General features: G+C 59.5%; 24 protein-coding genes, 2 tRNA genes and 1 other RNA gene. 12 read left to right on the top strand and 15 right to left on the bottom strand.

All coding sequences use genetic code 11. The features are described from left to right. From epsC to msrA, 3 genes are all read right to left on the bottom strand, one after another. The gene (epsC, locus tag DCC24_RS08525; RefSeq protein WP_110099528.1) at nt 1–630 is read right to left on the bottom strand and encodes a serine O-acetyltransferase EpsC; all 630 of its coding nucleotides are present in this window, start codon (nt 628–630) and stop codon (nt 1–3) included. Between the two features lie 176 nt (nt 631–806). Then, nucleotides 807–1,739 carry a cysteine synthase A gene (cysK, locus tag DCC24_RS08530; protein ID WP_110099503.1) on the bottom strand — a complete coding sequence of 311 codons (933 nt, stop codon included), beginning with the start codon at nt 1,737–1,739 and terminating at the stop codon, nt 807–809. A gap of 81 nt (nt 1,740–1,820) precedes the next feature. After that, nucleotides 1,821–2,381 (bottom strand): peptide-methionine (S)-S-oxide reductase MsrA, encoded by a 561-nt coding sequence (gene msrA, locus DCC24_RS08535; RefSeq protein WP_110099504.1) that lies wholly within the window; start codon nt 2,379–2,381, stop codon nt 1,821–1,823. Nucleotides 2,382–2,442: 61 nt separating this feature from the next. Between msrA and DCC24_RS08540 the strand changes: the two genes are divergently transcribed. Beyond that, a complete protein-coding gene (locus DCC24_RS08540; RefSeq protein ID WP_110099505.1) occupies nt 2,443–3,357 on the top strand; it encodes a Nif3-like dinuclear metal center hexameric protein in 915 nt (304 codons plus the stop codon). Nucleotides 3,358–3,436: 79 nt separating this feature from the next. Next, complete coding sequence (locus DCC24_RS08545; protein ID WP_110099506.1) at nt 3,437–4,174, top strand: zinc ribbon domain-containing protein; 738 nt, start codon at nt 3,437–3,439, stop codon at nt 4,172–4,174. A 17-nt stretch (nt 4,175–4,191) separates the two neighbouring features. Here DCC24_RS08545 and DCC24_RS08550 read toward each other — a convergent pair whose 3' ends face one another. Further along, a complete protein-coding gene (locus tag DCC24_RS08550; protein ID WP_110099507.1) occupies nt 4,192–4,986 on the bottom strand; it encodes a YaaA family protein in 795 nt (264 codons plus the stop codon). 121 nt (nt 4,987–5,107) lie between these two features. On the opposite strand from DCC24_RS08550, the gene rnpB reads away from it, so the two are divergent. The 3 genes from rnpB to DCC24_RS08565 all read left to right on the top strand — a co-directional run bounded on the left by rnpB (nt 5,108) and on the right by DCC24_RS08565 (nt 7,969). Further along, an RNA gene (gene rnpB / locus DCC24_RS08555) (RNase P RNA component class A) lies at nt 5,108–5,475 on the top strand. A 225-nt stretch (nt 5,476–5,700) separates the two neighbouring features. Then, complete coding sequence (locus tag DCC24_RS08560) at nt 5,701–6,369, top strand: HNH endonuclease family protein (RefSeq protein ID WP_233492038.1); 669 nt, start codon at nt 5,701–5,703, stop codon at nt 6,367–6,369. A gap of 214 nt (nt 6,370–6,583) precedes the next feature. Then, a complete protein-coding gene (locus tag DCC24_RS08565) occupies nt 6,584–7,969 on the top strand; it encodes a glyceraldehyde-3-phosphate dehydrogenase (RefSeq protein ID WP_233492041.1) in 1,386 nt (461 codons plus the stop codon). A 91-nt stretch (nt 7,970–8,060) separates the two neighbouring features. Here the strand turns inward: DCC24_RS08565 and def are convergent, their stop codons facing one another. The 5 genes from def to orn form a co-directional block, all read right to left on the bottom strand. Beyond that, a complete protein-coding gene (gene def / locus DCC24_RS08570) occupies nt 8,061–8,702 on the bottom strand; it encodes a peptide deformylase (protein WP_110099508.1) in 642 nt (213 codons plus the stop codon). Between the two features lie 31 nt (nt 8,703–8,733). Beyond that, the gene (locus DCC24_RS08575; RefSeq protein WP_110099509.1) at nt 8,734–9,045 is read right to left on the bottom strand and encodes an antibiotic biosynthesis monooxygenase; all 312 of its coding nucleotides are present in this window, start codon (nt 9,043–9,045) and stop codon (nt 8,734–8,736) included. A gap of 27 nt (nt 9,046–9,072) precedes the next feature. Beyond that, nucleotides 9,073–9,510: a hypothetical protein gene (locus tag DCC24_RS08580; RefSeq protein WP_110099510.1), complete on the bottom strand. Its 438-nt coding sequence runs from the start codon at nt 9,508–9,510 to the stop codon at nt 9,073–9,075. A gap of 192 nt (nt 9,511–9,702) precedes the next feature. Then, nucleotides 9,703–9,775: transfer RNA gene (locus DCC24_RS08585), tRNA-His, on the bottom strand. 116 nt (nt 9,776–9,891) lie between these two features. After that, complete coding sequence (orn, locus tag DCC24_RS08590) at nt 9,892–10,536, bottom strand: oligoribonuclease (protein WP_110099511.1); 645 nt, start codon at nt 10,534–10,536, stop codon at nt 9,892–9,894. 204 nt (nt 10,537–10,740) lie between these two features. Here orn and mptB (DCC24_RS08595) point away from each other — a divergent pair, with 204 nt between their 5' ends. Genes mptB (DCC24_RS08595) through DCC24_RS08605 form a run of 3 tightly spaced genes read left to right on the top strand, consistent with a single transcriptional unit; the run spans nt 10,741 to nt 15,434 of the window. Then, nucleotides 10,741–12,405, top strand: coding sequence for a polyprenol phosphomannose-dependent alpha 1,6 mannosyltransferase MptB (gene mptB / locus DCC24_RS08595; protein WP_110099512.1), 1,665 nt, complete (start codon nt 10,741–10,743; stop codon nt 12,403–12,405). Next, a complete protein-coding gene (gene mptB, locus DCC24_RS08600) occupies nt 12,402–14,033 on the top strand; it encodes a polyprenol phosphomannose-dependent alpha 1,6 mannosyltransferase MptB (RefSeq protein ID WP_110099513.1) in 1,632 nt (543 codons plus the stop codon). Before mptB (DCC24_RS08595) ends, mptB (DCC24_RS08600) begins: the two co-directional genes overlap by 4 nt. A 6-nt stretch (nt 14,034–14,039) precedes the next feature. Further along, nucleotides 14,040–15,434, top strand: coding sequence for a glycosyltransferase family 87 protein (locus DCC24_RS08605; RefSeq protein WP_110099514.1), 1,395 nt, complete (start codon nt 14,040–14,042; stop codon nt 15,432–15,434). Here DCC24_RS08605 and DCC24_RS08610 read toward each other — a convergent pair. From DCC24_RS08610 to DCC24_RS08630, 5 genes are all read right to left on the bottom strand, one after another. Then, nucleotides 15,370–16,593 (bottom strand): hypothetical protein, encoded by a 1,224-nt coding sequence (locus tag DCC24_RS08610; RefSeq protein ID WP_110099515.1) that lies wholly within the window; start codon nt 16,591–16,593, stop codon nt 15,370–15,372. The two genes, DCC24_RS08605 and DCC24_RS08610, sit on opposite strands and share 65 nt — an antisense overlap. Before the next feature lie 129 nt (nt 16,594–16,722). Next, nucleotides 16,723–17,520 carry a hypothetical protein gene (locus tag DCC24_RS08615; RefSeq protein ID WP_110099516.1) on the bottom strand — a complete coding sequence of 266 codons (798 nt, stop codon included), beginning with the start codon at nt 17,518–17,520 and terminating at the stop codon, nt 16,723–16,725. A gap of 277 nt (nt 17,521–17,797) precedes the next feature. Then, a complete protein-coding gene (locus tag DCC24_RS08620) occupies nt 17,798–18,910 on the bottom strand; it encodes a hypothetical protein (protein WP_110099517.1) in 1,113 nt (370 codons plus the stop codon). Nucleotides 18,911–18,938: 28 nt separating this feature from the next. Continuing rightward, nucleotides 18,939–20,516 (bottom strand): DUF2079 domain-containing protein, encoded by a 1,578-nt coding sequence (locus DCC24_RS08625; RefSeq protein WP_233492039.1) that lies wholly within the window; start codon nt 20,514–20,516, stop codon nt 18,939–18,941. Nucleotides 20,517–20,645: 129 nt separating this feature from the next. Then, a tRNA-Arg gene (locus DCC24_RS08630) sits at nt 20,646–20,719 on the bottom strand. Between the two features lie 256 nt (nt 20,720–20,975). Between DCC24_RS08630 and DCC24_RS08635 the strand changes: the two genes are divergently transcribed. Both DCC24_RS08635 and ettA read left to right on the top strand, forming a co-directional pair. Then, nucleotides 20,976–21,440 (top strand): single-stranded DNA-binding protein, encoded by a 465-nt coding sequence (locus DCC24_RS08635; RefSeq protein ID WP_110099518.1) that lies wholly within the window; start codon nt 20,976–20,978, stop codon nt 21,438–21,440. A gap of 66 nt (nt 21,441–21,506) precedes the next feature. Further along, entirely contained in the window at nt 21,507–23,189 is a 1,683-nt protein-coding gene (gene ettA / locus DCC24_RS08640; protein ID WP_110099519.1) for an energy-dependent translational throttle protein EttA, read from the top strand. 142 nt (nt 23,190–23,331) lie between these two features. Here the strand turns inward: ettA and DCC24_RS08645 are convergent, their stop codons facing one another. Then, nucleotides 23,332–24,249 carry an acyl-CoA thioesterase II gene (locus DCC24_RS08645; RefSeq protein ID WP_110099520.1) on the bottom strand — a complete coding sequence of 306 codons (918 nt, stop codon included), beginning with the start codon at nt 24,247–24,249 and terminating at the stop codon, nt 23,332–23,334. A gap of 152 nt (nt 24,250–24,401) precedes the next feature. On the opposite strand from DCC24_RS08645, the gene DCC24_RS08650 reads away from it, so the two are divergent. Then, the gene (locus tag DCC24_RS08650; protein WP_146206308.1) at nt 24,402–25,046 is read left to right on the top strand and encodes a hypothetical protein; all 645 of its coding nucleotides are present in this window, start codon (nt 24,402–24,404) and stop codon (nt 25,044–25,046) included. A 68-nt stretch (nt 25,047–25,114) separates the two neighbouring features. Continuing rightward, nucleotides 25,115–25,864: an SDR family oxidoreductase gene (locus DCC24_RS08655; protein ID WP_110099522.1), complete on the top strand. Its 750-nt coding sequence runs from the start codon at nt 25,115–25,117 to the stop codon at nt 25,862–25,864. The last annotated feature ends 729 nt before the right edge of the window (nt 25,865–26,593 follow it).

Consider the following 26,593-nt stretch of genomic DNA (forward strand, 5'->3'; position numbering starts at 1 on the left):
TTAGATCCACAGGGCCGGGTCGACGTACTCTGCCGGGTCGACGGCCGGCTTATTTTCCTGCGGTGATTTCCGAATACGCGCGGTGGCCGGTACACCGGTGGCAATGGCATTATCGGGAGTATCTTTGACGACCACCGCGTTAGCACCCACCGCAGTGCCCGCCCCAATCTCCACCGGGCCGAGGATCTTAGCGCCAGCACCGACGACGACACCGTCATGCAACGTGGGGTGGCGCTTGACCTTCTCCAAGGACTGTCCACCAAGCGTCACACCGTGATACAGCATCACATCGTCACCGATCTCCGTGGTTTCGCCAATCACCACGCCCATGCCGTGGTCGATAAAAAACCGCCGACCAATCGTGGCCCCCGGGTGAATCTCGATACCGGTCAGCGCCCGGTTGATTTGGGACAGCAGGCGAGCAGGAAGTTTGAGGTGCTCGTGTTGCCAGGCTTTATGGGCAAGACGGTGCATCCATATGGCATGGAGCCCCGAATAGGCCAACGCGACTTCAACGGAGCCCCGAGCCGCGGGGTCATGGTCCTTGACCGCCTGGATATCTTCGACAACGCGACGGGTAATACGTGAGAGAAAGCCCACTGAGCTCAGCCTTTCGGTGCGAGTTTCCATCATCTGCTGACCGCGAACGGGGTCAGGCATCTATCAACAACACGTGAGTTTAGTGTCATATTCCACTCTGAAACGTTACGAGACAAAAAAGACCCCCGCCGGTCCTAGGTGACCTGGGCGGGGGCCTGCAGCGCTCTTCCGGGCTTGCTGAGCGCGTACTGGCCTACCCCAGCCAGTTAGCCGCGAATGTCTTCGTACAGCACGGTGGAAATGTAGCGCTCACCGAAGTCGGGGATGATCGCCACGATCAGCTTGCCCTCGTTGTCGGACTTGGCGGCCTCAGCCAGCGCAGCCGAGATGATGGCACCAGCGGAAATACCGCCCAGAATGCCTTCCTGGGTACCGAGGTCGCGGGCAGCCTTGACGGATTCCTCCAACGTGGCGGCGTAGACCTCGTTGTACAGTTCGGTGTCGAGCACCTCGGGGACGAAGTTCGCCCCGATACCCTGGATCTTGTGCGGGCCGGGCTTGCCGCCGGAAAGGATCGGCGAATCTGCTGGCTCGACGGCCACGATCTTCAGCTCCGGCTTCTGCTCGCGCAGATAGCGCCCAGCACCGGTCAAGGTGCCACCGGTACCGATACCGGAGACCAGCACATCAATAGCGCCGTCGGAGTCTTCCCACAGCTCCGGCCCGGTGGTGTCATAGTGTGCCTGCACGTTGGCTTCGTTGGCGAACTGGCGAGCCCAGATGGCGTTATCAGACTCGGCCACGATCTGTTGGGCCTTTTCGACGGCGCCGCGCATCCCATCGGCACCGGGGGTGAGTACGATTTCTGCACCATAGGCGCGCAACATCACCCGACGCTCAGCCGACATGGTTTCGGGCATGGTGAGAATGACACGGTAGCCACGAGCTGCCCCAACCATCGCCAGAGCGATACCGGTGTTCCCGGACGTACCTTCCACAACGATGCCACCCGGGCGAAGCTCGCCGGACTTCTCGGCAGCGTTGATGATCGCGACACCAATACGGTCCTTGACTGAATTAGCTGGGTTGTAGAACTCCACCTTGGCCGCCACATTGCCAGGCAAGTCCTGGTCCAAGCGGTTGAGCTTGACCAAGGGGGTGTGACCAACAGCTTCGGTAATATTATTCAGTAGTGCCATGGGTGTTGCCATCCTTTCTTTCACCGCGGGCAACGGGTTAGTCTTTCCTTACTTAAGCGTAGAAGATCACGTGGGAAGGCATCAGTCGATCAGCCACGAAGCGTAATCTTTGCGGATTCGGGACAGTTTTGGGTTAATGACCACCTGGCAATATCCCATGGCGGGGTGTTTGTGATAAAAGTCCTGGTGCTCATCTTCGGCTGGCCACCAGTGCCCCGCCGGTTCGATGGTGGTCACAATCGGAGCATCCCAGAGCTGCTGGTGTCGGTCGATCGCGTCTGCAAAATCCTGGCGGTCTTGCGCGGTGCGGGGGAAGACCGCAGAACGATACTGGGGGCCGACATCCCCACCTTGTCTGTTCAGACTCGTCGGATTGTGCGAGGCGAAAAAGATATCGAGAACCACCCCCACATCGATTACCTGAGGGTCAAAGCGGACCTTTACCGCCTCGGCGTGCCCGGTGGTGCCACTGCAGACCTGCCGATAGCTGGGATGGTCTACGTAGCCACCGGTGTAGCCACTTTCCACTGCGGTAATACCCCGGGTCTTGCGATAAATGGCGTCCTGACACCAAAAACAGCCCCCAGCCATGATGAGCTCACGGGTCTGCGGTGTCGCGTTCGTGTCGAAGTTCTGATCCATCACGCCAGGTATAGCGTGCTACGGGGGTGAATTCATTCCCTGACTGCGAGACAATAGAGACATGGCCGATTCCACACTCTCGTCAGCGTCCGATGCGTCCACCCAGCAGCACCGATACCACCGAACTCCCACCTTGCGCGAGGTGATCGAGGTGATGGAAGAACTCTGGCCGTTATCACTGGCCGAACCCTGGGATGCTTCCGGAGTGGTGACCGGCCGAGTTGAACAACCCGTGCGGCGAGTTCATTGGGCGGTTGATCCGGTTCAAGCGGTGGTCGATGAGGCTGTAGAGGCCGGAGCCGATCTGTTGATTACCCATCACCCGCTGTTGCTCAAAGCGGTGCACTCGGTGGCAGCGGACCAATTTAAGGGCAAAGTCGTGCACACTCTGATTGAGGGTGGGTGTGCACTGATTACCGCTCATACCAACGCCGATTCTGCGGTCGGCGGGGTCTCCGATGTGATGGCCGAGATTCTGGGCCTGCAGCATGTGGTGCCACTGGCACCGGCCGAGAAGGGACAATCAGTCAACGGTGAGGGGATGGGTCGAGTTGGGACGTTGCCCCACCCATTGCGCCTGGAAGACTTTGCCGCCCGGGTGTTTTCTGCTCTGCCCGCGGTCGCGCCCGGAGTGCGGGTGGCCGGTGACCGCAACGGCGTGGTCCGCACCGTGGCGGTGACCGGTGGGGCCGGAGACTCGTTATTCGACCAGGTGCGTGCCCACCACGCTGATGTATATGTCACCGCTGATTTGCGCCACCATCCAGCCAGTGAAGCCCGCGAACGGGCAGCACTAGAAGGCGACCGACCCTATCTGGTCGACGTCTCCCATTTCGCCTCCGAATGGCTGTTCTTGCCGGCAGCCGCACAGGCCCTACAGCGCGGGTTGGCCGAGCATGGCTGGACGGTTGACACTGGCGTCTCAGCACTGAACACCGACCCCTGGGACTTTGTGATCACCGCCGGTCGAAACTGATCACACCACAACAGACCCGACGAGAAGACACGAGACCAGAAGCGACGCGGACAGTGTACGGATCGAAAGGAATGGCGCGATGCCAGTGACACGCTACGACCCCGAAACCCAACGACGACTTCTCGACCTGCAGGCCTTCGACACCCAGATTGCCACAGCGAAACAGCGCCTGGCTCAGCTGAAGAAAGACCCTGATTACCAGCAAGGCAAAAACCAGTACGAGAAGTTCACCGATCAACTCCAACACCTCAACCGTCAACGGGAGGACGCTGGTCTCCGCCTGGCTGACGCACAGTCAACCGAAGCATCCCTTGACCGGCGGGTGAAGACGTTGAGCGGGCAAGCAGAAGAGAACGCGGCGAACTCCCACCAGTTGAATGCGATCTTGGCGCAGAAATCCTCGGTGGAAGCCGATCTGGCGCAGGCGGAAGCGGCCACCCGTGCTGCCCGCGAGGCTGTGGCCGAGGTGGAGGCCGAGATCTCCGCCTGCCAACAACAGCGGCAGCATCTGAAGCAAAACCTCGAAGAGCTCGCGGTGCGACTGAAAGACCAGATGGGCCAGATCGCTACCGAGGGCAAACGCCTAACGGCAGCACGGGCTGAATTGGTTGGGAGCCTGCCGGAGGAGTTGGTGGCTCACTACCAAGAGATTGCCCAGCGTAACGCAGGAATCGGTGCTATGCGGTTAGACGGCAATACCTCGGCCAGTGGCATGACACTGTCGCCGGTAGAACTCGCAACGATTGACAATACGCCCGCCGACCAGCTGGCCTATGATCCAGAGACCGGCGTCATCCTTATTCGCGACGAGGCGTAGCGACGGAGTAGCCGAAGCTAATCCTCAGGCAAAATGACCTGCAACGAGCCACCCCGAGAGGCTTGGGGGCGCACCATTTCCACGTCCCAGCGGTCGTCACCACCGCTACGGCCGGCTTCTTTGACCACGTCGAGCACCTTGTCCAAGGAGCGCGTGGAGCGAGCATCGGCCTCGACTAAGGCCCGGGCAATTCGGCCACGGGTGTACTTGGCCGCGTGGGAGACAGTCTTCGGGGTGCCACCACGCATCTGGAAAACATTGACGGTCAATGTGATGGGGTGCGGGGCTTCCCACATTTTCTGATAACCACCGGATCGACAATCCACGATCGGGCCATCGTGGGTGGCGCGTTGGTCCAGCCACGGTGCCATTTTGGGGCGCCACCACTTAGCGGTCGTGCCCACGGTGTGCAGTTTGGCGGATACAGACATCCGGTAGGCCGGAATCCTATCGGCAATCCCGGTGACGCCGAACAGACCAGAGAAAACCAAAACTTTCTGCCGAGCGCGCCGTTTGGCCGCCGGCGTCAGGGAGGCATAATCGAATGCCTCATAGAGCACTCCGGTATAAATCTGGTGGGCTGGTGCGGCGGGTGCAATATTCAGGTGCTGATTGGCGGCCACCTCATTACTGAGTTTTCGGGACACCCCAAGCTCATCGTAGACCGTCGGCAACGAGGAGGCTGTCGCCAGATTTCCCATCATGGTGTGGCGCTCTCCGTTCAGTTGCGGGAACACCAAAGAATCCCAAGAGATCGGGCGACCTTTCTCTGGGTAATTCTTTCCTTCTGAAGGGGGCAAAAGCACTAGCATTAGTCCCACTCTAAACGGCAGAGACCAAACTCCCGGTGACCGACAAGTCGTGGCGATGTAAACAACAGTTGTTCTTATGGCCTGAGGGTGACCGCCGGGAACGCTAGACTAGCTGTCCGGGATGGTCCGGCAAACGGTCGCGGCTCAGCGACGTGAGTCGAGGAAAGTCCGGACACCGTAGGGCAGGATGGTGGGTAACGCCCACTCGGGGTAACCCGCAGGCTAGTGCAACAGAAAGTAAACCGCCCCTGTTGGGTAAGGGTGAAACGGTGGTGTAAGAGACCACCAGCGTTGCTGGTGACAGCAACGGCTTGGTAAACCCCATCCGGTGCAAAACCAAGTAGGGTGCCAACTCGTGGCCCGCGAGACGCACCCGGGTTGGTTGCTAGAGTCCTGCAGCAATGCAGTCTGACCTAGATGGATGACCGTTACCGTGGGCTTGGCAACGAGCCCACGGCACAGGATCCGGCTTATCGCCGGTCCATCCCACTGATCGTCAGCACCGGTGGCCACCTGCCGGTGAATATCTCCCACATCGTTAGGGTCTTAAAGGAGGACGCGGCTGTGCAGGCACCTTATCCTCGGCGTGGAAAGTCGCGGTCTCGCCTCGGCTCTCGGTCCCATCACCACAGAGGACATCGCAGGTCGCCAGGCATCGGGCGTAGCGCGAGCCGCCGGCGGAAGTCTTCCCGGCGCACGACCGGGACCGTCGTGGTGGCCGCCCTGGTGTTGATGGGGCTGCTCGTGGTCTTCGGGCTGTTTCCCGACCAGTCCACATTGACCGAGGTGGATGCCCAAGACCGCACTGCTGAAGAGCTCCTTGATCACCTGGAGACCGGGGACCGTGACTTCTCCGCTGAATATCAGCGCGAATACTTTGGTGATGGCTGGCTGGACCTCGACGGTGATGGGTGTAGTACCCGCAATGAAATTCTGGCCCGTGATCTCCAAAACGTCACCTACCGCAGTGGCACCGATGACTGCGTGGTAGACAGCGGGGTGCTTGAGGACCTGTACACCGGTCAAACCCTGACCTTCCAGCGTGGCGAGGACACCTCCTCGCAGGTACAAATTGATCACGTCGTTGCGCTATCAGACGCCTGGCAAAAAGGCGCCCAAGAACTGTCTGAAGACCAGCGCCACCGGTTTGCTAACGACCCGTTGAACCTTGAAGCCGTCTCCGGTCCGGTAAATACTGCCAAATCTAATAGCGACGCCTCTGAATGGTTGCCTCCGGATCCGGAAAGCCACTGCGAGTATGCCGGCCGACAGATCTCGGTCAAAGCCAAATATGAGCTGTGGGTCACCGCGGAAGAACGACAGGCATTGGAGAATATTCTGCAGACCTGTCCGGACCAGCCTGGTTACGAATCGGCGGTGTGAGCCGTTGGTCCGCCGTGTGATGTCCCTGCCCACCGGCTAGTCGTGGTTAGAATGAAAGGACGTTTGGAGCCATCCGTAGCAGCCCGCCCTGCGACAAGGATGTCGTCGGGGCATTGCCTTCGCCAGAGAGGATGAACACCCAGTGGCAGATCACACCGCTGAGATTAAACAGGCCGAAGACAAGTGGGGACAGCGAGAAGAACTGGCAGAGCGGATGATCCCGCTGATCGGCCAGCTCTACCGCGACCACAATGTTGTCACCAACATTCATGGACGCACGCTGGTTCACAAGTCGGTCATCGACGTTATCCGTGCCCACCGTTTTGCCCGGCAGGTCGATGAAGCCGAACTTCCCATTGCTGAAACCTTCCCCCTGCTACAGGCAGCTACTCAGTTGAACCTGGGTGCGGCCAAATTGGACCTCGCCCTGTTGGTGCGTGACTGGCGGTCTTCGGGCGTGAACGACCCCGAAGAGTTCTTGCGCACCGCACTAGCTGACATTGTCGACGGCAACGGTGCCGGGGTGGGGGAAGAAACCGATGTGGTGCTCTACGGTTTCGGCCGGATCGGTCGCCTGCTGGCCCGGATTCTACTCTCCCACGCCGGTGGCGGAACCGGTTTGCGGCTGCGCGCCATTGTGGTGCGTCGCAACACCGATGACGACTTGATCAAACGCGCTTCCCTGTTGCGCCGCGACTCCATTCACGGGCCGTTCAACGGTTCGGTCGTGGTGGATGAGGACTCCAACACCATCACCGCCAATGGCACGCGCATCCAGGTCATCTACGCCTCCGATCCGGCCGAGGTGGACTACACCGCCTACGGCATCTCCGAGGCCATCGTGGTCGATAACACCGGGCGTTGGCGTGACGAAGAAGGCCTGAGCAAGCACTTGGCTGCTCGGGGGAGCGCCAAGGTGATCCTGACCGCACCGGGTAAGGGCGATATTAAAAACATCGTCTACGGTGTGAACCACACTGATATTCGGCCCGACGACACGATCGTCTCCGCCGCATCGTGCACCACCAACGGCATCACTCCGGTGCTGAAGGTTATCCAGGACGAGTACGGCATTGACCACGGCCACGTCGAAACCGTGCACGCCTATACCAACGACCAGAACCTCACCGATAACTTCCACAAGGGCTCCCGCCGCGGTCGCTCGGCAGGCCTGAATATGGTGCTGACCGAAACCGGCGCGGCGAAAGCAGTGGCCAAGGCTCTGCCCGAGTTGAAGGGCAAATTATCGGGTAATGCCATCCGTGTTCCGGTTCCGGATGTCTCGATGGCTATTTTGAACCTGGAACTCAACAAGCCGACCTCGGTCGATGAGATCAACTCCCGCTTGCGCCAAGAGTCACTGACCGGTGCGATGCGTAGCCAGATTGACTACACCAACTCTCCAGAGGTCGTCTCCACCGACTTTGTGGGCTCCGAGCGTGCCGGCGTAGTTGATGGTCTGTCCACCATCGTCAATAACGGCACCCACTTGGTGCTCTACGTCTGGTACGACAACGAGTTTGGATACTCTTCTCAGGTCATCCGCGTCATTGAGAAGATGGCCGGTGAATCCCTGCCAGTGCTTCCGGCTCGCGACTAGGACCGCCCAACCGAGGCATCAGGACAGCGAACACCACAGCCCCCGAATGCGTCCCAACAGAAGGACGTGGCCGGGGGCTGTGCGTTGGTGGCTAGGAATCTTGCCGACTGTTTGGTGTATCCTCCGCTTCGGCCAGGGCCTCGGCGTCTACCTCGTGGCCGAAAGGATCCTGATCGTTTCCTGGCAACCAGGTGCGACCTTCGGTAGTCCAGCCGTGTTTTTTCAGCTCTTTCTTCCACCTTTTCGACCAGCGCTTATTCAACCGGTTGACATACAGCGTGCCGTTGAGGTGGTCGAATTCATGCTGCATAATGCGGGCAAACCAACCGGTGGCCTCGAAATCGAGCGCATCACCGTTGACGGTAAAACCTTGCAGGCGGACATGATCTGAACGCTGCAAGGGGAATCCCAGCCCGGGGACCGACAGGCAACCCTCGGTATCCTCGGTGCGGTCGGGTTCTTCCTCCGAAATTTTGCCCAGCACAGTCAGCACCGGATTGATCACTTCGCCGTGGGTGGGTGCTACCCCTGCGGTGTCCTCGTAGCCCCAGGTAAAGATTCGTAGCCCGACCCCAACTTGCGGTGCGGCTAAGCCAACGCCATTGGCAACCCGCTGGGTGAGGTGCATGTCCTGAACGAGCGTGACGATCTCCGGGGTGATCTCGGTGACCTCAGTGGCACGACGGTGGAGGACAGGATCACCGTGAATGGTGATAGGACGGATAGTGGCCACGAAAAATTACTCCTTAGCTCTAGAGTGATTTCTAGAGGTCGACGATCTCAAACTCGAGAAGCTCAGCACTTTGGGCGGCCGGTTTGGGACGCTCGCCCTGTTCGGAATCGTCATGGGCATGTGCGGCAGCTGCACCGTGGTCGCGCCAGTGTTCAAAGTCCTGACGGGAAGCCCATTGGGTGAAGACAAAATAACGGTCTTCGCCGGCAGTAGGGCGTAACAATTTGAAGCCTTCAAAACCGGGTGCTTGGTCGACAGCATGTTTGCGAGCAGCAAAACGCTGTTCGAGAGTTGCGCGAGCTTCGTCAGGTACGGTCAGCGCATTGATCACAACAATAGACATCGGGTAGTCAGCCTTTCGTGATATTTCCTACGGGGAGGTTGATGACTCGTCAAGACTCCAGCTCGTACCGCAGATCTCGTCGAGGGTGGCCGCGGCCTGCTGAATATCTGGGTTCGATAAATCGACATCCGGGACGGCATCGGGTGATTCACCGGCCATGGTCGAGACCTGTTGGGTAAATGCTGGCGCATACACGCGCATCGCCTCAGCGAGTCGATCATCGCTGGTCTTATCGGTGGCTTGGTTCCATTCCTCGGTCATCTGGTCACTGACGGTGGTGTTATCGGAGATGGCATCACCGTGGGTCTGGGACTGGACAGACTGAAACTCCAGCACCTTAGAACAGGTCTCATCGGTGGAGTCAGACCAACAACTACTCAAGGTGAGCCCAGCGATCACCGCGAGCACGCAACCGATCACACGGTGGGATACCAACGAGGCGACACGTTGAGTGCTCGATGCCATGACTGCTCCTGAGGTCACGAAAACAGCGCCACTGATCAGGGCTGTGCTGAGATTCGAGTCTAGTCTACTCCTGACCCAGACCGGTCTAATGGTGGGGCTTGGCGCCCCGATGACTCGGCAAGACCGGGTAGCCGGGGATGAAAAAAGTCCCGTGAACTCTCGAACGGAAAAGTTCACGGGACGATATTTCCGGGTGAGTAACGGGGCTCGAACCCGCGACCTTCTGGACCACAACCAGACGCTCTACCAGCTGAGCTATACCCACCATAAGGTCCTGCCCACCAGCGCATGATGTGTCATAGTCTGCTGGGCAACGCCTAGTAACTATACCCTGTTTTCTCGTTGACACCCAATCGGGAACAACATGCGGTAAAGAGGGCGTTAACGGGCGTAGTCAGCGGTCTGATAGAGCTCCAACTCACCGGCAATTTTTTGGGCTTGCGCTGCGGTGGGGCCGGGGGAGGGGACCATGATCGTATCTCGGTAATAGCGCAACTCATTAATGGAGTCGACGATATCTCCCAGGGCACGGTGGTTGCCCGATTTTTCCGGGGCATTCTCATAGGCATCAACAAACCAGCGTTTGGCCAGTTCTTTGATCGAGGAGACATCGACGATCCGGTAATGCAGGTGGTCGGTGACCGCAGGCATTTCTTTGGTCAAAAACAATTTGTCCTGGCCCACGGTATTGCCGGCCAGTAGCGCGGTGCGCGGGGTGGGGCAGTGGGTGGTGATGTAGTCCATGACCACAGCGGAGGCGTCCTGCAGGTTCATGCCCTGTTCCCACTCGTTGATCAAACCGGTGGAGGTGTGCATCTGGGTGACAAAATCATTCATCTGAGTCACCGCTGCGTCTGAGGGCTTAATCACGACATCGACCCCGTCGCCCAGAATATTCAGTTCCGAGTCCGTGACTAGTACCGCAACTTCCACCAGTGTGTCCACATCCGGGTCTAACCCGGTCATTTCACAATCGATCCACACCAGATTGCGGTTGGCATTCTCCACGGGGGTCTTCTCGGACATTCGTGTCTCCCTGACAGATTGATTTCACATGCTTCCACCGCCAGGAACAACAGTCCGGCAGTGTTGGTGTCTTCCACCGTACTCTCCGCTAACGATGATAGATTATGCACCGAATTAGCACGATGACACCCGATGAACAGCTGTGGGTGCGGCCGTTGCCCACTCCACCGGCCGGGTACCCCGGTTGCCATCAAAAGGACGAACATGACCACCACTGAGGTATCCACCGCCTCGGAGCAACCCCGCCGGGCGCTCTCACCCTCGCTGGTGATCGCGGCAGTGGTTGGTGTCGTGGGGTCGGCGATGGTGATGCTCGGGTCCTATGCAGTCGGCTGGCTGGCAGCGGCCTCACCGTTAAATCAGTGGCAGGTGCTCACCCCGTTGCGCGCGACCAATCACGGCGTGGCGATCGGAACGTTGCTCCTTACGCTGGGATGTTGGGTGATGTTCTGGGCCTGGTTGCGACTAGGGATTGTGCTGCGTCGGCGCGTCTCGTCTCAGCAAGGGTTCTACCGGTTTCCCGCCGGCTCCCTGGCCCCGGTGACCATCATTACCACCCTGTGGATCCTGCCACAGCTACTCTGTCTGCCCATCTTCTCCCGCGATATCTTCGCGTATGTAAATCAAGGACGGCTGGTGCTCTCCGGGGGAGACCCCTATGAAGAGGGCATTTCCAACCTGTCGAACTGGTTCCAACTGGGCACTGACACCACCTGGGCTGAAGACGCCACACCCTATGGTCCCATCTTCTTATGGATTGCCGCCGGCATCATGGCCCTCAGCGGTGTGGACAGCCCCGATCTGGCAATCCTGCTCTTCCGCGTGGTTGCTGTCGCCGGCGTGGCCTTGATCATGTACTACGTGCCCACATTGGCAGCCCACTATGGTGTGGACCCGGCTCGGGCCCAGTGGATCTCAGCAGCCAATCCGCTCTTTATTATTTCTTTCGTCTCCTCGGCTCATAATGACGCGTTGATGGTGGGCTTCGCGGTCGCTGGGATCTACTACGCGGTGCGCGGGCGCGGACTGATCGCGGTGCTGCTGGTGGTCGCCTCGATCGGCATTAAGCCCATCACGGTGGTGTTGCTACCCTTTATTGGCCTGTGGTGGGCCGGACGCAATCCGGGGTGGGTGCGCAAATTCGGCTACTGGGCCCTGACCTTGGCGATCGCTCTCGCCGTGCTGGTGGCTGTTGGACTCATCAACGGCTACGGTTTCGGCTGGGTATCGGTGATGGCCGAGACCGGCACGGGCTCGGTCCCGTGGTCGCCGATTGGTTTCACCTACGATATGATCCGCACTCCCCTCAACGCCCTGGGTATCCCCAGCGACTGGGTGCTGGACGTGCTGAAACTCATCGGTCGCATTGCCTCGGTCATCATCGTGCTGATTCTGATGTTCACCGGCCGACAATCCCAGCTGTTGCAACGGACCACCTGGGCGTTTGCCACTATCGTGTTGCTTTCACCGATCGTCCAGCCCTGGTACGTGTTGTGGTTGTTGCCCCTGTTCGTGGTGGTGGGCATCAAAGGCAACTGGCAACTGAAGCTGGTCATCGTGATCGTCGCCTTCTTCCTTGCCTTCGGTGCCGCTGACCAGCTGTTCATTTGGCAATTCCTCACCGTCGGGGAATTCATGCCCCACCTATCTACCGCGGTGTCCTGGATCTGCATCATCTGGATTCTGCTACTGGACCCGCTGACCTCCCGCATGATGAAAGAAGACTGGCACGTGCGTGACGGGTTGAAAAACACCTGGCGTCGCCTGCGGACCCTACGCGCCAGCGACCTGGCGTTCTGGCGGATCACCCGCACCCCGGACAGGCCACCGATTTCGCGCGAACCTGATCGGAGTGGTGCTGATCAATGACTCTGGGCATCTGGTTCCACCGTCGGTTGTTGAGTTTGGCCCATCCTGAACCACGCCGTCACCTGCTGACCGGGCTGATCGCTTCCCTGGCCATCATGGTCTCCTCCTGGGGCGTGGGGTGGCTCCCCAGCTCCCAATTCTCCTGGTTCGCCCACTCCACGGTGCTCAACCCCCTGCGTGTGGAAACCGCCGGGGTGCTCACCTGCGCCATCGTGCTGGTCACCGCCTCACTGTTACTGGTTCGCTGTTGGTTACGCCTTGGGCAAGATTTGCGATTGCCGCACACCCGCTACCGCGGGATAAACCCCGAGCCTGAACCTGGGGCGCCCGCCCGACTGGAACACGCCCGCTATCGGGTGCTGACCCGAGCCATGGTGCTCTGGACGCTTCCGCTGATCTTCACCTTCCCGATCTTCTCCCGTGACGTTTACTCCTATATTGCCCAAGGGCAGGTGTTGCACTCCGGGTGGAGCCCCTATGAGACCGGGGTATCCACGCTACCCGGGTGGTTTAGTCAAGGCGCCGACTCCATTTGGGCCGAATCCCCCTCACCGTATGGGCCCCTGTTTCTGCTACTGGCACAAGGCATCACCTTTGTCTCCGGCCAGGTCCCGGAAATCGCGGTCCTGCTGTTCCGCGTGGTCTCGATCGCCGGGCTGTTTCTGTGCTGGTACACCGTGATTGAGCTGTCTCGCCGATTCGGCGCCCGCCCCGACTGGGCGTTGTGGGTCAGCGTACTCAACCCACTGGTCAGTCTCTACTTGGTGGCTGGAGTCCACAACGACTCGTTGATGCTGGGGCTGCTGTTGGCCGGGTTCCTGCTGTTAGGCAGTTACCGGCCCACGACCGGCTGGTGGCTGCGCACCGTGGTGGGGCTGGTACTGATCGCCTGTTCGATTGGCATCAAACCTCTGACAATTCTGGCCCTGCCCTTCGCCGGGATGATGCTCTGTCGACCCGACCCACATGACCAGCGCGAGGTCAGCTATCGGCAACGGATACTCGCCTGGGGACTCTGCGCGGTCGTGGTCGGTGCGGTGATGACCGTCTTCGGCTGGATCTCGGGGCTGTGGTTTGGCTGGATCCCGGCCATGACCACCGCTGGTGACGCTGCCTTCCCCTATGCGCCTTTCGGGTTGCTCGGCCTGGGTATCGGCTGGATCACCGACGCGCTGGCCCAGACCGGTATCCGCCCGGTCGCCGACGTGGTCTACACGCTGGGTACCGTGATCTCTGCTGTGGTGGTGGCTTACCTGGCGCTGAAGCGCTCGGTGACCCACCCGGTGATTTCCACCGGTATCGCGCTGATCGTCTCCATTCTGCTGGCGCCGATCATCCAGCCCTGGTACCTGCTGTGGGTGCTGCCGCTATTCGCCGTGGTCCGGCTGTGGCATCCGCGCTGGTCCTGGATGCTGTACCTACTTATCATGGTGCTGGTGGTCATCGGCGTGGTCGATCAGGTGTCGGTGGCCGAATGGATTCCCATCCTGCTGGTGCGGGTGATCACCGGCGTCATCGGTGTCGTCGGGATGGTGGGGTTGCTATTCTGGGATCCGGCCACCTCACAAGCCTTCCCGCCGCAACGCGACCGAGATGCCACCACGCTACGACACCTCGAGAAAGACTAACCTCTTATGCCTGCACCCACTGACTCCACCACACGCGCCCCGGAACGCCGCACGGTGCCCCGGTCGGCAGTCACCCCCCGTCTGCTCGTGGTGCTGGGGCTGGTCACCCTGGTAGCGGCTGTGTTGGCGTTGCTGTCCAAACAATGGTGTCGTGTCAACGGCTGGGGGACCCCGGATGTGCACATCCACATGTGTTACTCGGACTTCGCGCAGCTGTTTCCTACCCGCGGGCTAGCCGAAGGTTGGTTCCCGTTCTACACGCCACTACCCGAAGACCAGTGGCTGGAATACCCGGCCCTGCTGGCGGTCATCGCCGGTCTCACCGCCTGGATGGTGCCCGGTGAGGGCGCAACGCTGGAACGCACCGTGGCCTACTTCGACATCAACGCCGCCCTGATCACGGTGTGCTGGATCATCACCGTGATTGCCACCGCCTACACTGCCCGCAACCGTCCCAAAGACGCACTGTTGGTAGCCCTGGCGCCGGCGATGATCCTGACCGCGTTCATTAACTGGGATCTGTGGGCGGTGATGCTCGGCTCGCTGGCGCTGTGGGCCTTTGCCCGGAACCAGAACGTACTCGCCGGGGTGCTGATTGGGCTGGGTACGGCCATGAAGCTCTACCCGTTATTCTTCTTGGGCGCGATCCTGGTGCTGGCGATCCGTACCGGCAAACTCGGAGTGTTCGCCAAAGTCATCTTCCCGGCAGCGATCACCTGGTTGGCGGTCAACATCCCGTTTATGCTCACAGCCTTCGACCAGTGGTCGCGGTTCTACACCTTCTCCTCCGATCGTGAAGTGTCCTTCTCCTCGATGTGGTTGGCCCTGGACTTCACGGGCTGGTCCGGTGAGACGTTCTCGCTGATCTCCAACGGCCTATTCGCCCTGTGTTGCGTGGGAATCCTAGTCTTGGGCTTGCGTGCCCCGGTCCGGCCCCGCATGGCTCAGTTGTGCCTGTTGATCGTGGCTGCCTTTATTCTGCTCGGAAAGGTCTACTCTCCGCAGTTCGTCACCTGGTTGATCCCGCTGGTGGTGCTCGCTCGGCCCAAACAGTCCCAGTTTTGGATCTGGCAGGCCGCGGAGGTGTATCACTTCGGCGGAGTGTGGATGGAATCGGCCCGGATCACCTCCGGTGGCGAGTTCGGTGACTGGTGGGTCACCGCCTGGTACGCCACCGGCATCATCGCCCACATGGTAACCCTGATCTGGATCTGTTTGTCAGTCATCGGCGATATCCTGCGTCCGCAACGCGATGAACTGCGCGGTGACGGTAGCCAGAATTCACCGCTTGATCCAGGTGGGGGAGACTTCAACGCTGCGGCCGATCGGTGGGTGCTCAGCCCCGCTCGTCGAAACGGGAGCGTCGATAGGTCGCAGGCCACGTCACCCGCAACAAGGTGATCCGTCCATCAGATTCTCGTTGCACCCGGTCACTGAGCAGTGCATCGTCGAGGCCACGACGCAGTCTGGCCTGTAGCCGCGGACTGTTGTCGGGGGCGGCATCGGGGCCACGCAGTCGGCGGAGGGTAGCCTCGATGAGCTGATCGACGGGCATCCCGCCAGCCTCGGTCTCTTCGGCCAGCGTCGCCCAGTGGGCATTGGCAATTTCTCGGATCGGCGCCTGGACCAAGGGCAGATAATCGGGGTGGTGATCGTTGGGAAAAGTGCGGTGACAAATCCACTCGTCGGGATCCACCCAGGCCGGCCACAAGGCCCCATTGTGGTCCTCCACCAGGAGACCGGTGGCCAGCTGGGTGTCAAGAGCATCGTCGGTGTCCCTGGGAACATGGGGTCTGACGACTGCTGAGTCGGCGACGGCCATAATGTCGTGTACGCTCTCGCGCAACACGGGCCAGTGGCGTGTGATTGCCTCATGCACGAGTTTTCCATAACGAGTCACCGAGAACGGACCGGGAGGGTCGATCAGGGCCGGTTGATTCCACCGAGAATCCAGTACCCGTTGGGCCTCGGCCGCGTAGCGAGCCGCCGCGGCGAGGTCGGTGGAATCAGGCGCGGGACCACCCCAGCCGAACAACCGCACCCCTCGATCGGCATGATCGTAGGCCACTTCAAGATCAGTAACCATCTCATCGAGCTGAGTCAGTTGGTCCTCTCGAGGTGGATACATCGACGAATAGGGCTTGAGACGGCGAGAAAATTCGGTCCGGGCGCGATGATATTGACTCCGAAACGCCTGCACATGCGGGTTGGAATCCACTAGCCAGCCTGCGTTCTCCGGTTCGGTTGTCACATGATGGATCTGGGAGGCTGATCGAGCTTCAAGGGCCGTGAAACGATCCGTGATCCTTTGCAACTTGTCGGCGCGCTCACGGCGTTCGGCCTCCTGCTGGTTCTGCTCTTTGCGTGCGGCGATGCGATCTTGCTTTTCCTGCAGTTGCCTTTGATCGCTTGCCGCTAGGGACGAGAACACGAAAAAGCCAACCACCAGCAACACAATAATGCCGACCACTATGTACCAGTATTCAATGGCCAGGCCCAGAACGACCAGCAGGAGAATCACTCCCAAACACCCCAGCCCGCCACCTTGTTGTTGGCTCACCGCAACTCGCTTTCACTCATGGAATAGCTGAAGTCCAGCATCCCGCGCGACTTATCTGAAAGTAGTCTAAAAGGTTGCCAGGACAACGTGAGACGTCGGGGGACTTATTGAAGCTCATAGGGCTCGTCATCAGGCATCATCGGGTCGTGCCCGTGCCCGGAACGGACGTCGGTAGGTGTCCGGCCAACACACCCGCGACTCGATGAACCTGCCGTTAGCGGCGCGTTGGACCCGGTCGCTTTCCATAGCGTCTTGAAGTCCTTGCTGGAGCCGGTCTTGCGCGTGGTGGTCTGGGTTGACGGTGATCGAGGAATCGATGCCACGTAGCCTCCAGCAACTGCTCAGCCGAGAGCCTCTGCGTTGCAGCGGCCTGGGCGAGGACGGACCAGTGGGCGTTGCCGATTTCCCGGATGGATGCCTGGCACACGCACAGCTTGGCCACAGAGCGCCATACTGGTCTTCCACCAAGTGAACGGTGGTCAGCTGAGCCTGGAGCGGCCATTGCGTGGTGACCAGCTCGAAGACCGAGGTGTTCACTCGTGTGGCAGACGCCGCTGGAGGAGCCTCGGCTCGGGCGGGTTGGCCCCAGCGCGGGTCGAGCGCTCGTTGTGCTGCGGAGATGTAGCGGGGGGTTCCGGCCCGGTCATGTGGTGCGGGCGGTGGCCCTGTCCATTCGAAGCCCTGGACACCTCGCTCAGCGTGGCGGGAGGCATCTTCGCTCTCCTGAACCAGTTCACCCAACGCGCGAGGATCGTCAGCGGAGGGAGGATACTGCGGTGACGAGGAGTCGGTGAGTTCACAGAACATCTCCTGGGCGTGAAGGTCGTGACGGTAGAACTCGGCGGCGTGAGGCCGCGTCTCCACGAACCATCCGGAATCGGGGTGCGGGTGCAACGCCTCAAAGCGTTCGGTGAGATCCTCAATCATCTCGTCTCGGGCGGCGCCCCCACCATCTGAGGCGCTTCACTCAAGTGGCCTCGGCGGTTTTCTTGCTGTTGGCCCATACCTTGCTGACCCCGGCTAGCCAGAGCGATCAACACAATCAGCAGGATCAGTCCAAGACAGCCCACGCACCCTTTGCGCATCACAGTCTCTCTCTGCCTCGATTGCCACCAGGCTCTCACGGTCTGCTCACCCGGCGAGACCATTCGTGGATTAGCTATTGGCGCGGTGTAGCACGGGATAAGGATCAGCAGGTTCAGTGTTAGGAACGTGAATGCCGGGGTGTGACCGGACGCCGGTAGAGCACCGGCCACTGGGTGCGTCCTCTCCTGATCTGGTCCGGCCCGGCTGTCGCTAACCGGTCGGTGGCCAGCCCGGCATCGATCGCATCCCGCACCCGTTGAGTGGCTTGCGGGGATGCGTGGAGGTCTTCGGCGGTCAGCCCGAGCTGTTCGGCGGTCGTTGCGAGTAATTCCGTGGTGGTGGCCTGCTGGTCTTCGCAGGCGCCCAGTGCTACCCAGGCTGCATTGGCGATCTCGATCAGCGGCACGGTGTCAGGATCGGCCAGCTGGTCAACGCTGAGCTGACGAAATACACCCCAGTCGGGCCGATGGGTGGACGCCGGCCAGATGAACCCGTCATCATCACGGGCCAAAAGCTGGTGGGCCACCAGGCGGTTGAGTAAGGAGTCCAGGTTTGTCTGTTCGGTCTGATTCAGGCCAGAGGCGGTGAAATCCTCGCGGATCAGCCGTTGATGCACCGGCCAGTTTCTGGCCACATATACCATCAGGTTTTCTGCTAAACGCTCTGGCTGGTTGTCCGCCACAGTATCCCGGCGCAGTGGGGCACCCCAACGCCGGTCCAGGATGAATTGGGTGTTGTCGGAATCCGCAACGGTATCGCTGAGTTTGATGGCCCGATCAATTTCGAGGAAGTTTTCGGTCAGTTCGCCCAGCACCGAAATAAGGGCATCCAGGTCCTGGGCAGACACCTCGAGGCTTCCGGGTGCTGGGGCTAGCTCTGTGAAGCGCTGGTAGCAGGCCGACTGGCTGGCTCGGAAAGCGCGCACGAACCGACTGGACTCATCGGCCCAGCCCGGGGTGTCGAAAACCACCTCGGTGGTTGAGCCCGGTCGTCGAGGGTCAGGTCCCTCAGGGAGGGCCAGAAGAGCAAAGAGCTCCTGTTGCAATTCCGCCAGACGCCGTTGGGTGTCCAAACCGGCGTGCTGTCCTTCAGAGGCGGTGAGCTCGTGGTTTTCACTGCGGCCACCCAACAGCCGGGAGGCCATCATGTTCCACCCGAACACCAACAGAGCGATACCACCCACCACCGCTACGGCCACCAGTAGGGTGCGGAAGAGCTCAAAACCATCCATGGATCCTCCTTGTCAACCGGTCGTGAAATTAGCGGTGCAGATACTGCGAGCAGGCGGGGTCAACCGGCTGATCGCGGTGAAGGACCCAGACACCTTGATCCTCCCAAACTACCTCAAAGCCGAGCCGTTCAGCCCGGTCGAAGGCTTGCGATGGGGTCAGTGGGTGGTTGCCACCCAGCTCCTCGACCTCGTCATCAATAATCATCCAGGTCGACCGGTCGTCGTTCAAGGTTCCGTGGAGACCCACCGCGGTCCGAGTGCTCAGATGCGGGGCGGCATGGTCGGCTGCTTCGACACAGACATCGTCGGGGATCATTGATACGGCGCGGTCAAAGGCTTGTGCTTTCTCGCTGGGTATCCAGTACGTAGCGGTGAGAAGCTGGTGGAACGGGAAGACAGCCGGGAAGGTCACGGTGCCAACCAAGCTCACGCCAAGCACCACCGTACCGACCACGGAAGCCGGTCGTGGTCGGGGCTGACCGGTAGTCGCCTCCGTGGCGTCCTTGGGGAGGTGGTTGGTGCCAGGTGTCTGGGAGCTGTCTCGCCAGGTCCGGACCCATCGAGTAAGTCGATAAGCCCCATCGACGGCAGCCAGCATCAAAATCACCGAGGGCATGGCGTCGTACTGGTACACCGGTGCCCAGACGTTTAACCGGTCATTGAACAACCGGGAAAGCAATAGCGGAGTTGCTGCGAGGGTAATGGGCGATAACAACGGCAAGAGCAGCAGGGGCACGAAGTGAAGGAGCCACAGCCCGATCTTTAGCGGATGATCAAACAGGATGCCGATCGTTTCCAAGGGGTTGGTGAGCATAAAGGTCAAGGAGGAACCCAGATCCTCACCCAGGGCGGTATATTCCCAATACGAGAATTCTCCCGAGGGGGAGAAATAAGGGATCACGACCTGTAAAACCACGACGAAACCGATCATGCCACTCACCGCGGTGACCAGAGCCTGCCACCAGGCCCGATAAAACAACATGACCACGGCGATGGCGACCAGCGTGATCCCCATGTCTTCCCGAACAGTGAGCAGGATCAGGCTCAGCCCGCACGCCAGCCAGAAACGGCGCGCATCCAGCGCCCAAATCACCCACGCAATGACCGGCACCCCGAGCGTGACTTCGTGAAAGTCCCAGTTGACCATGGCCTGGAAAGGCCAGAACGCTAGCAATGCGGTGCTGACCACTAAGGCACAGACGTGGTGGTGGCTGCGGCGCCGGGTGAAGAAATAGACCGGAATCGCCGTTGAGCCCAGTGCCAGGGCCATGATGATCCCCAACATGCGCGGGTCGTCCCAGATCCAGTAGAAGGGAGAGAGCAGCGCCAGGATCGGGTGGAAGTGGTCCCCGAGCAGGTGGAAACCATCGCCTTTAATCGGCACGATTGGAGGCTTAAACAACGAGTATTGGCGTACCGCCTGGTCGAAAATTCCCAGGTCGAACCCCTTGGCGTGGTAGCCGTTAAACCGCAGGATCGAATGGGTGATATACACCGCGATCGCCACGGCCATCAGGATGCCGAGATGACACCACACTTTGGCACGAGACGGGATCGCCGGTCCGGTCTCGACCTCAGCTTGAGTCTGCTGGGTGTTCTGCTGCATAGCATGTGACACCTTATTGGGTCTCCTCACGGTCCGGTCTCGCCATATATCATGCCCCGCGGGGTCAGGGACACGCCGGTCGAGGCAAGACCGGTACACCAGATCAGCACACCAGCACCTGGTCAACAGCGCCCCAGGAGGGATTCGAACCCCCGACCTACGGATTAGAAGGCCGTTGCTCTATCCAGCTGAGCTACTGAGGCAAATGAGCACCCCCTATTGTATCCGCTTTGTTCCCCACAGGGCCAATACACGCGCCACCACTATCCACAGTTGACGTGCTGCAGGTGTCGAGTTGCCCTCAACTCGACGAAGCTGGAGGCAACCCGGACAGGGCACACACGTGCTACCAGTCTGGGAGCTGAGAACAATGCCATCGATGAACAACCATCACCGTCAGCTCCCACCCACCGCGTCAGAGTATTCAGGGGGCAGACATGATGAGAAAGGGGCTGGACGATGCGACAAAACATGACGGTACGAGGCACCGTGGGAACCGAACCACGAAAAGTCACGCTACCCTCGGGGGATTCGGCGGTGGATTTCCGCTTGGCCTCGACGGAACGCAAATGGAATCAGCGCACGGGAGAGTGGGAAGACGGCAATACCAACTGGTTTACCGTCACCGCCTATAAGAAACTGGCCGATAATGTCTACCGCAGTGTCGTGAAAGGTCAACCCGTGGTCGTGACGGGCAATTTGTCCGTTCGTCCCTGGACGTCCAAAGACGGCCAGCGCCAAGGGACAGCAGTCGAAATCTATGCCACCACCATCGGTCACGATCTGGCGATGGGGTTTGCGGAATTCTCGCGTCCGTATGAGATATTTGCGGGGTCCACCGAGTCTTGGGACGCCTCTCCGCTGGGGCGCGACCCGGTCGAAACCCCGCAAGGCGACGGTGACGATCCAGAGGTTGCTGCCTAAGCTAGCGTGCGGTGGCCGTGGCGTGCGAGTACGCATTTGCCATGGCCACCGACTACTGTAGAGGGCATGGCGGAATTTATTTACACCATGATCAATGCCCGCAAAAAAGTTGGCGATAAAGTCATCCTCGATGACGTCACCATGTCGTTCTTCCCCGGAGCGAAGATCGGTATGGTCGGCCCCAACGGTGCGGGTAAATCAACGATTCTGAAAATCATGGCCGGTCTGGACGAGGCTTCGAATGGTGAAGCACGTCTCAGCCCGGGATACTCGGTCGGAATTCTCTTGCAGGAACCTCCGCTCAACGAAGAGAAAAATGTGCTGGACAACGTCCGTGAAGGCGTTGGAGAGATCTACCAGAAGCTTGAGCGCTACAACCAGATTTCTGCCGAAATGGCCGAGCCAGATGCGGATTTCGATGCCTTGATGGAAGAAATGGGCACGTTGCAGGAAGAGATTGATGCCGCCGATGCGTGGGACATCGACTCTCAGTTGGAACAAGCCATGGAAGCCCTACAACTACCAGATGGCAACGCTGACGTCACGCATCTCTCTGGTGGTGAACGTCGTCGTGTTGCGCTGTGTAAATTGTTGCTGGAACAGCCTGACCTGTTGTTGCTTGATGAGCCCACCAACCACCTGGACGCAGAATCGGTGCAGTGGCTGGAGGGCCACTTAAAGACCTACCCCGGCGCTGTTATCGCCGTGACTCACGACCGGTATTTCTTGGATCACGTGGCCGAGTGGATTGCAGAAGTCGACCGCGGTCGTCTTTACCCCTACGAAGGTAACTACTCCACGTATTTGGAGAAGAAGCGTGAACGGTTGGCCGTTCAGGGGCGCAAAGACGCCAAGCTGGCCAAACGCCTCAAGGACGAACTCGACTGGGTTCGGACCAATGCCAAGGGGCGTCAAGCCAAGCAGAAGGCTCGTCTGGCACGTTACGAAGAGATGGCAGCTGAAGCGGAGAAGACCCGCAAGCTTGACTTCGAAGAGATTCAGATTCCGCCGGGCCCCCGCTTGGGATCGCAGGTCATCGAAGCCACCAATATTCGCAAAGGCTTTGGCGATCGCGTCCTGATTGATGACCTGTCGTTCTCGCTCCCGCCGAACGGCATCGTCGGTATCATCGGGCCGAACGGTGTGGGTAAGACCACCCTGTTCAAAACCATCGTGGGGCTGGAAGACCTCGACGGTGGAGAGCTGAAGATCGGTGAGTCGGTGAAGATCTCCTATGTGGATCAGAACCGTGCCAATATTGATCCCGAGAAGTCCCTGTGGGAGGTCGTCTCTGACGGACTGGACTATATTCAAGTTGGCAATGTGGAGATGCCTTCTCGGGCCTATGTGTCCGCTTTCGGATTCAAAGGCCCGGACCAGCAGAAGAAAGCTGGTGTGCTCTCCGGCGGTGAGCGTAACCGATTGAACCTGGCGCTGACGTTGAAAGAAGGCGGCAACCTGCTCCTCCTTGACGAGCCGACCAACGACCTCGACGTGGAAACACTCACCTCACTGGAAAACGCTCTGCTGGAATTCCCCGGGTGTGCGGTAGTCATTTCCCACGACCGGTGGTTCTTAGACCGTGTCGCGACCCACATGTTGGCTTGGGAAGGCACCGAAGAAAACCCCGCTCACTGGTACTGGTACGAGGGGAACTTCGAATCCTACGAGGCAAATAAGGTTGAGCGTCTCGGCCCCGAGGCAGCACGTCCGCACCGGGTGACCCACCGGAAACTGACTCGCGACTAGAGTCACGATCTCCACGCCCTGAACACCAACGGGGTCTCGCCATCGTGTGTGGTGAGACCCCGTTGGTGGTTTTTGTGCTGTTAGCGCGATTAGATGCTGTGCTAACAGACGACAGTTACGACACGTGTCAGGACTGACGAGATCATGAGGACGGGGCGTTGTCGTCATCCGGGGTGCGGATCATGCCTTCTTGGGCGACGGTGGCAATGAGGTCTCCAGCGGTGGAATAGAACTGCCCGATACTGGTGCCTCGCGCCGACTGGGTTGAGGGGTTGGACAGCACATACAGCATCCATTCATCGACCTTGATGGGACGGTGGAACCACATGGCGTGGTCTAGCGAAGCCATCGAAATTCCGGGAGTGGCCCAGAACAGCCCGGCCTGGCGCAGAATCGGATCAAAGGGCATATAGTCAGCTGCATAGGCCAGGGCAGCCGCCTGCTGATTATGTCCCAGCGCGATGCCGGAAAAGGTCTTCAACCAGCACGCTGTTTGCGAGGAACGCTCCTGCGCAGGACCGATGTAGACCGGTTCGGAAATCATCCGAATATCGAAGGGGCGACGTGAGGCCATCTCCTGGGCTTGAGGATGGTCAATGCCGCCCAACAACTCTTCAGTGCTGGGGATGCTCCGTGGGTCGGGCATGCCCTGTGGCATGGGCTGGAAAAAGTCCATCCCGGATGCCTCGGCCTGGAAGGAACAGGTCAGGGTCAGAATGGTCTTACCGTGTTGCTGCGCTGCCACATGGCGAACCGAAAACGACCGTCCATCGCGGACTTCTTCCACCACAAAGTTAATGGGCACCTGGGCATCGCCGGGTCGGACGAAATAGGCGTGCATCGAATGCAGGTGCCGTTCGTCATCGACCGTGTCACCAGCGGCAATCAATGCCTGGGCCAGGACCTGGCCCCCAAACACACGCCCACCATATTGTGGCGGCGTTGTGCCGGTATAGATTTTCTTGGAATCAATGATTGCCTGATACTCCAGATCCAAGACTTGACGGAGTAGATCCGTTGAATCTGGCCTCGGCGTCTCGGAACCATTGGTCTCGGTCATGTGAATGGTGCCCCTCTGATGAGTGCGATGCGAATAATTCTGTCATCGATCATAACCGCTCGTGTCGTCAACAGAGCGCTCGCGTGTTCCATTCGTGGGAGAATGGCGGGATGACTCAGGGGCACCGCATACCGCTGGCCAATGACCGTGTCGTGAACGATTTGCATCGCTTTGCGGAACGGGCCAAGCACCTTCAAGCCACCAGCATGCGTCTCCAAGTCCAACGCAATGTTTTGGTGACCACCGTCAATATTTTCAGCCCCCTGAGCCTTGGCGACCAGATGCCCTACGTCCTCGGTGTTCGGACCGTGGGGTTGAACAAATCTGAGGACCAAGTCGGTGTGCTGGACGGACTCGACCGTGTCTACCCGTTACAAGCGATTACCGACCGTACCAGTCGGATGACCTCCCAGGACATCACCTGGCTCACGCTACCTCCGGTAGAAGAAGAAACCGCCTGGACCGGCATGACACCGCCTAGAACCCAGTGGCGACTGGCAGCGGTGATCGACGACGCTGAGCTGAGCGAATTATCTCGACAGGGCATCCGCCACGTCGCAGAAACGTTGCCCACCAGTCCCGGGGCCGCAATGGTTCACCAGGCCCGCACCGCAGTCTGGGGTGAGACATACGGCGACCCGGCCGTGGCGCAATTTCCGGCCGGGATGGCTTTTGCCGCGTCCGGACTGAGTTTTTTGACCCAGCGGGGCACCTCCCAGCTGTTTCGGGCAGGAGTCTGGTTGCGACTGACATCTCGGGGCGGGCACATCGTATCCCGCCCTGCCATCACCGTCTAGCGGCCTCGAGTACGGTGCGCCACCAGTGATCTCTATTCAGTGGCGTGCTCGTCCTTTAGAGTGACCGCATGAGGTCAATTTTCATTTCTGGAGCAGCCACAGGAATTGGCCGGGCCACCGCACAAAAATTCCTATCCGCCGGATGGCTCGTGGGAGCCTACGACGTCAACGAGATTCCCTACGGACATCCACACCTGATCACCGGGCACTTGGATGTCACCGACCCACAGCAGTGGGATACGGCACTGGCTGAATTCACCTCGCACACCGGGGGACGGCTCGATGTGCTCGACAATAATGCAGGCGTGATCATTGACGGTGCTCTGGCTCGCCAAGACCCCACCCGAATTCTGAACACCATCGAGGTCAACTGCGCCGGACCAACCTACGGTGCCCGAGCAGCACACCCGTATTTGAAGGCCACACCCGGCTCCACCCTGGTGAATATGTGCTCGGCATCGGCGATTTACGGTCAACCCGATGTGCTGGTGTATTCGGCCACGAAATTCTACGTCAAAGGATTGACCGAAGGACTCGGGCTGGAATGGAAACACGATGATATTCGGGTCATCGACGTCATGCCGCTGTGGGCCAAGACGGCACTGGCTGAGGTGAGCGCCAAATCCATCCGCACGCTGGGGGTGCGGATTACCCCGCGAGACGTCGCCGAGAAAATCTACACCGCGGTGCATCCGCGCAACCAATGGCAACGGGCCACCATCCACTACGGAGTCTCACTGCCCGATATGGCATTCCGGAAACTCCGTGCGCTGGCCCCGGACCGGACGGTGGCTCGGGTCCTCCGCCACCTGGTCTAGCATCGTATAACTACCTCAACGGCATTCGGTGGCAAGACCGTGCCGACCCACCCGCGACAGGGACCAGGACCGAGGATTCGAGCGGTAAATCTTCAGATAGACTTTTGATTTTGCTGTGCAGGTAGTTGTTCGATCGAATAGGTATTTTAGGTGTCATTAGAGGAACGGCGGTTTACTGCTAGTAGAGCTACTGCACAAATAAAATATGGTACGGAAACAATCAAAATTGACTCTAACGGCGTTTTCACGCTGATCATGAATAGTAAGAAGACTGCACCAAAAGCCATCATGATCCAAAACCAACGAGTCCGCTGTCGATTATCCCCGTGCATGAGAACACGCCCCTATTATTTATCGGCAGTAATTAGCGGTGCCAACAGCGTTTCCCGCCATTGCACCTGAAACAGCTCCTGCTGCTGTTCCTACTTACAGGAACGGCACTTCCAGTAGCTGCTCCTGCAAGTCCGCCGCCTACTCCTGAACCTACGATTCCCAGCCAACATTTAGCGTCTCTTCCAGCAGATTGAGTCCCTAAAGAGCCTGAGGCATCGGAGTCGCTGTCGACGGCTGTGACTATCCGGTGGGGTGGCCTAAGAATTAGGGGCTCTTCGTAATTGAGGGTGTGGATCAGTGATTCCAGGACACGGCGTGGCGCTGCCCGGATAGACGTCGAGGTCTTCCGATGATGGAAGTTCTTACACAGTCCATCCGAAAGACCTCGACGTGTCC

Origin of the sequence: Auritidibacter sp. NML100628 (assembly GCF_003185985.1) — a bacterium.
Taxonomy (GTDB): domain Bacteria; phylum Actinomycetota; class Actinomycetes; order Actinomycetales; family Micrococcaceae; genus Auritidibacter; species Auritidibacter ignavus.

Excerpts from the sequence above, each read along its gene's own strand:
- epsC (WP_110099528.1), bottom strand. The coding sequence starts at position 630 with ATGGAAACTCGCACCGAAAGGCTGAGCTCAGTGGGCTTTCTCTCACGT.
- cysK (WP_110099503.1), bottom strand. The coding sequence starts at position 1,739 with ATGGCACTACTGAATAATATTACCGAAGCTGTTGGTCACACCCCCTTG.
- msrA (WP_110099504.1), bottom strand. The coding sequence starts at position 2,381 with ATGGATCAGAACTTCGACACGAACGCGACACCGCAGACCCGTGAGCTC.
- DCC24_RS08540 (WP_110099505.1), top strand. The coding sequence starts at position 2,443 with ATGGCCGATTCCACACTCTCGTCAGCGTCCGATGCGTCCACCCAGCAG.
- DCC24_RS08545 (WP_110099506.1), top strand. The coding sequence starts at position 3,437 with ATGCCAGTGACACGCTACGACCCCGAAACCCAACGACGACTTCTCGAC.
- DCC24_RS08550 (WP_110099507.1), bottom strand. The coding sequence starts at position 4,986 with ATGCTAGTGCTTTTGCCCCCTTCAGAAGGAAAGAATTACCCAGAGAAA.
- DCC24_RS08565 (WP_233492041.1), top strand. The coding sequence starts at position 6,584 with ATGATCCCGCTGATCGGCCAGCTCTACCGCGACCACAATGTTGTCACC.
- DCC24_RS08575 (WP_110099509.1), bottom strand. The coding sequence starts at position 9,045 with ATGTCTATTGTTGTGATCAATGCGCTGACCGTACCTGACGAAGCTCGC.
- DCC24_RS08580 (WP_110099510.1), bottom strand. The coding sequence starts at position 9,510 with ATGGCATCGAGCACTCAACGTGTCGCCTCGTTGGTATCCCACCGTGTG.
- orn (WP_110099511.1), bottom strand. The coding sequence starts at position 10,536 with ATGTCCGAGAAGACCCCCGTGGAGAATGCCAACCGCAATCTGGTGTGG.
- mptB (WP_110099512.1), top strand. The coding sequence starts at position 10,741 with ATGACCACCACTGAGGTATCCACCGCCTCGGAGCAACCCCGCCGGGCG.
- mptB (WP_110099513.1), top strand. The coding sequence starts at position 12,402 with ATGACTCTGGGCATCTGGTTCCACCGTCGGTTGTTGAGTTTGGCCCAT.
- DCC24_RS08605 (WP_110099514.1), top strand. The coding sequence starts at position 14,040 with ATGCCTGCACCCACTGACTCCACCACACGCGCCCCGGAACGCCGCACG.
- DCC24_RS08615 (WP_110099516.1), bottom strand. The coding sequence starts at position 17,520 with ATGATTGAGGATCTCACCGAACGCTTTGAGGCGTTGCACCCGCACCCC.
- DCC24_RS08620 (WP_110099517.1), bottom strand. The coding sequence starts at position 18,910 with ATGGATGGTTTTGAGCTCTTCCGCACCCTACTGGTGGCCGTAGCGGTG.
- DCC24_RS08625 (WP_233492039.1), bottom strand. The coding sequence starts at position 20,516 with ATGCAGCAGAACACCCAGCAGACTCAAGCTGAGGTCGAGACCGGACCG.
- DCC24_RS08635 (WP_110099518.1), top strand. The coding sequence starts at position 20,976 with ATGCGACAAAACATGACGGTACGAGGCACCGTGGGAACCGAACCACGA.
- ettA (WP_110099519.1), top strand. The coding sequence starts at position 21,507 with ATGGCGGAATTTATTTACACCATGATCAATGCCCGCAAAAAAGTTGGC.
- DCC24_RS08645 (WP_110099520.1), bottom strand. The coding sequence starts at position 24,249 with ATGACCGAGACCAATGGTTCCGAGACGCCGAGGCCAGATTCAACGGAT.
- DCC24_RS08655 (WP_110099522.1), top strand. The coding sequence starts at position 25,115 with ATGAGGTCAATTTTCATTTCTGGAGCAGCCACAGGAATTGGCCGGGCC.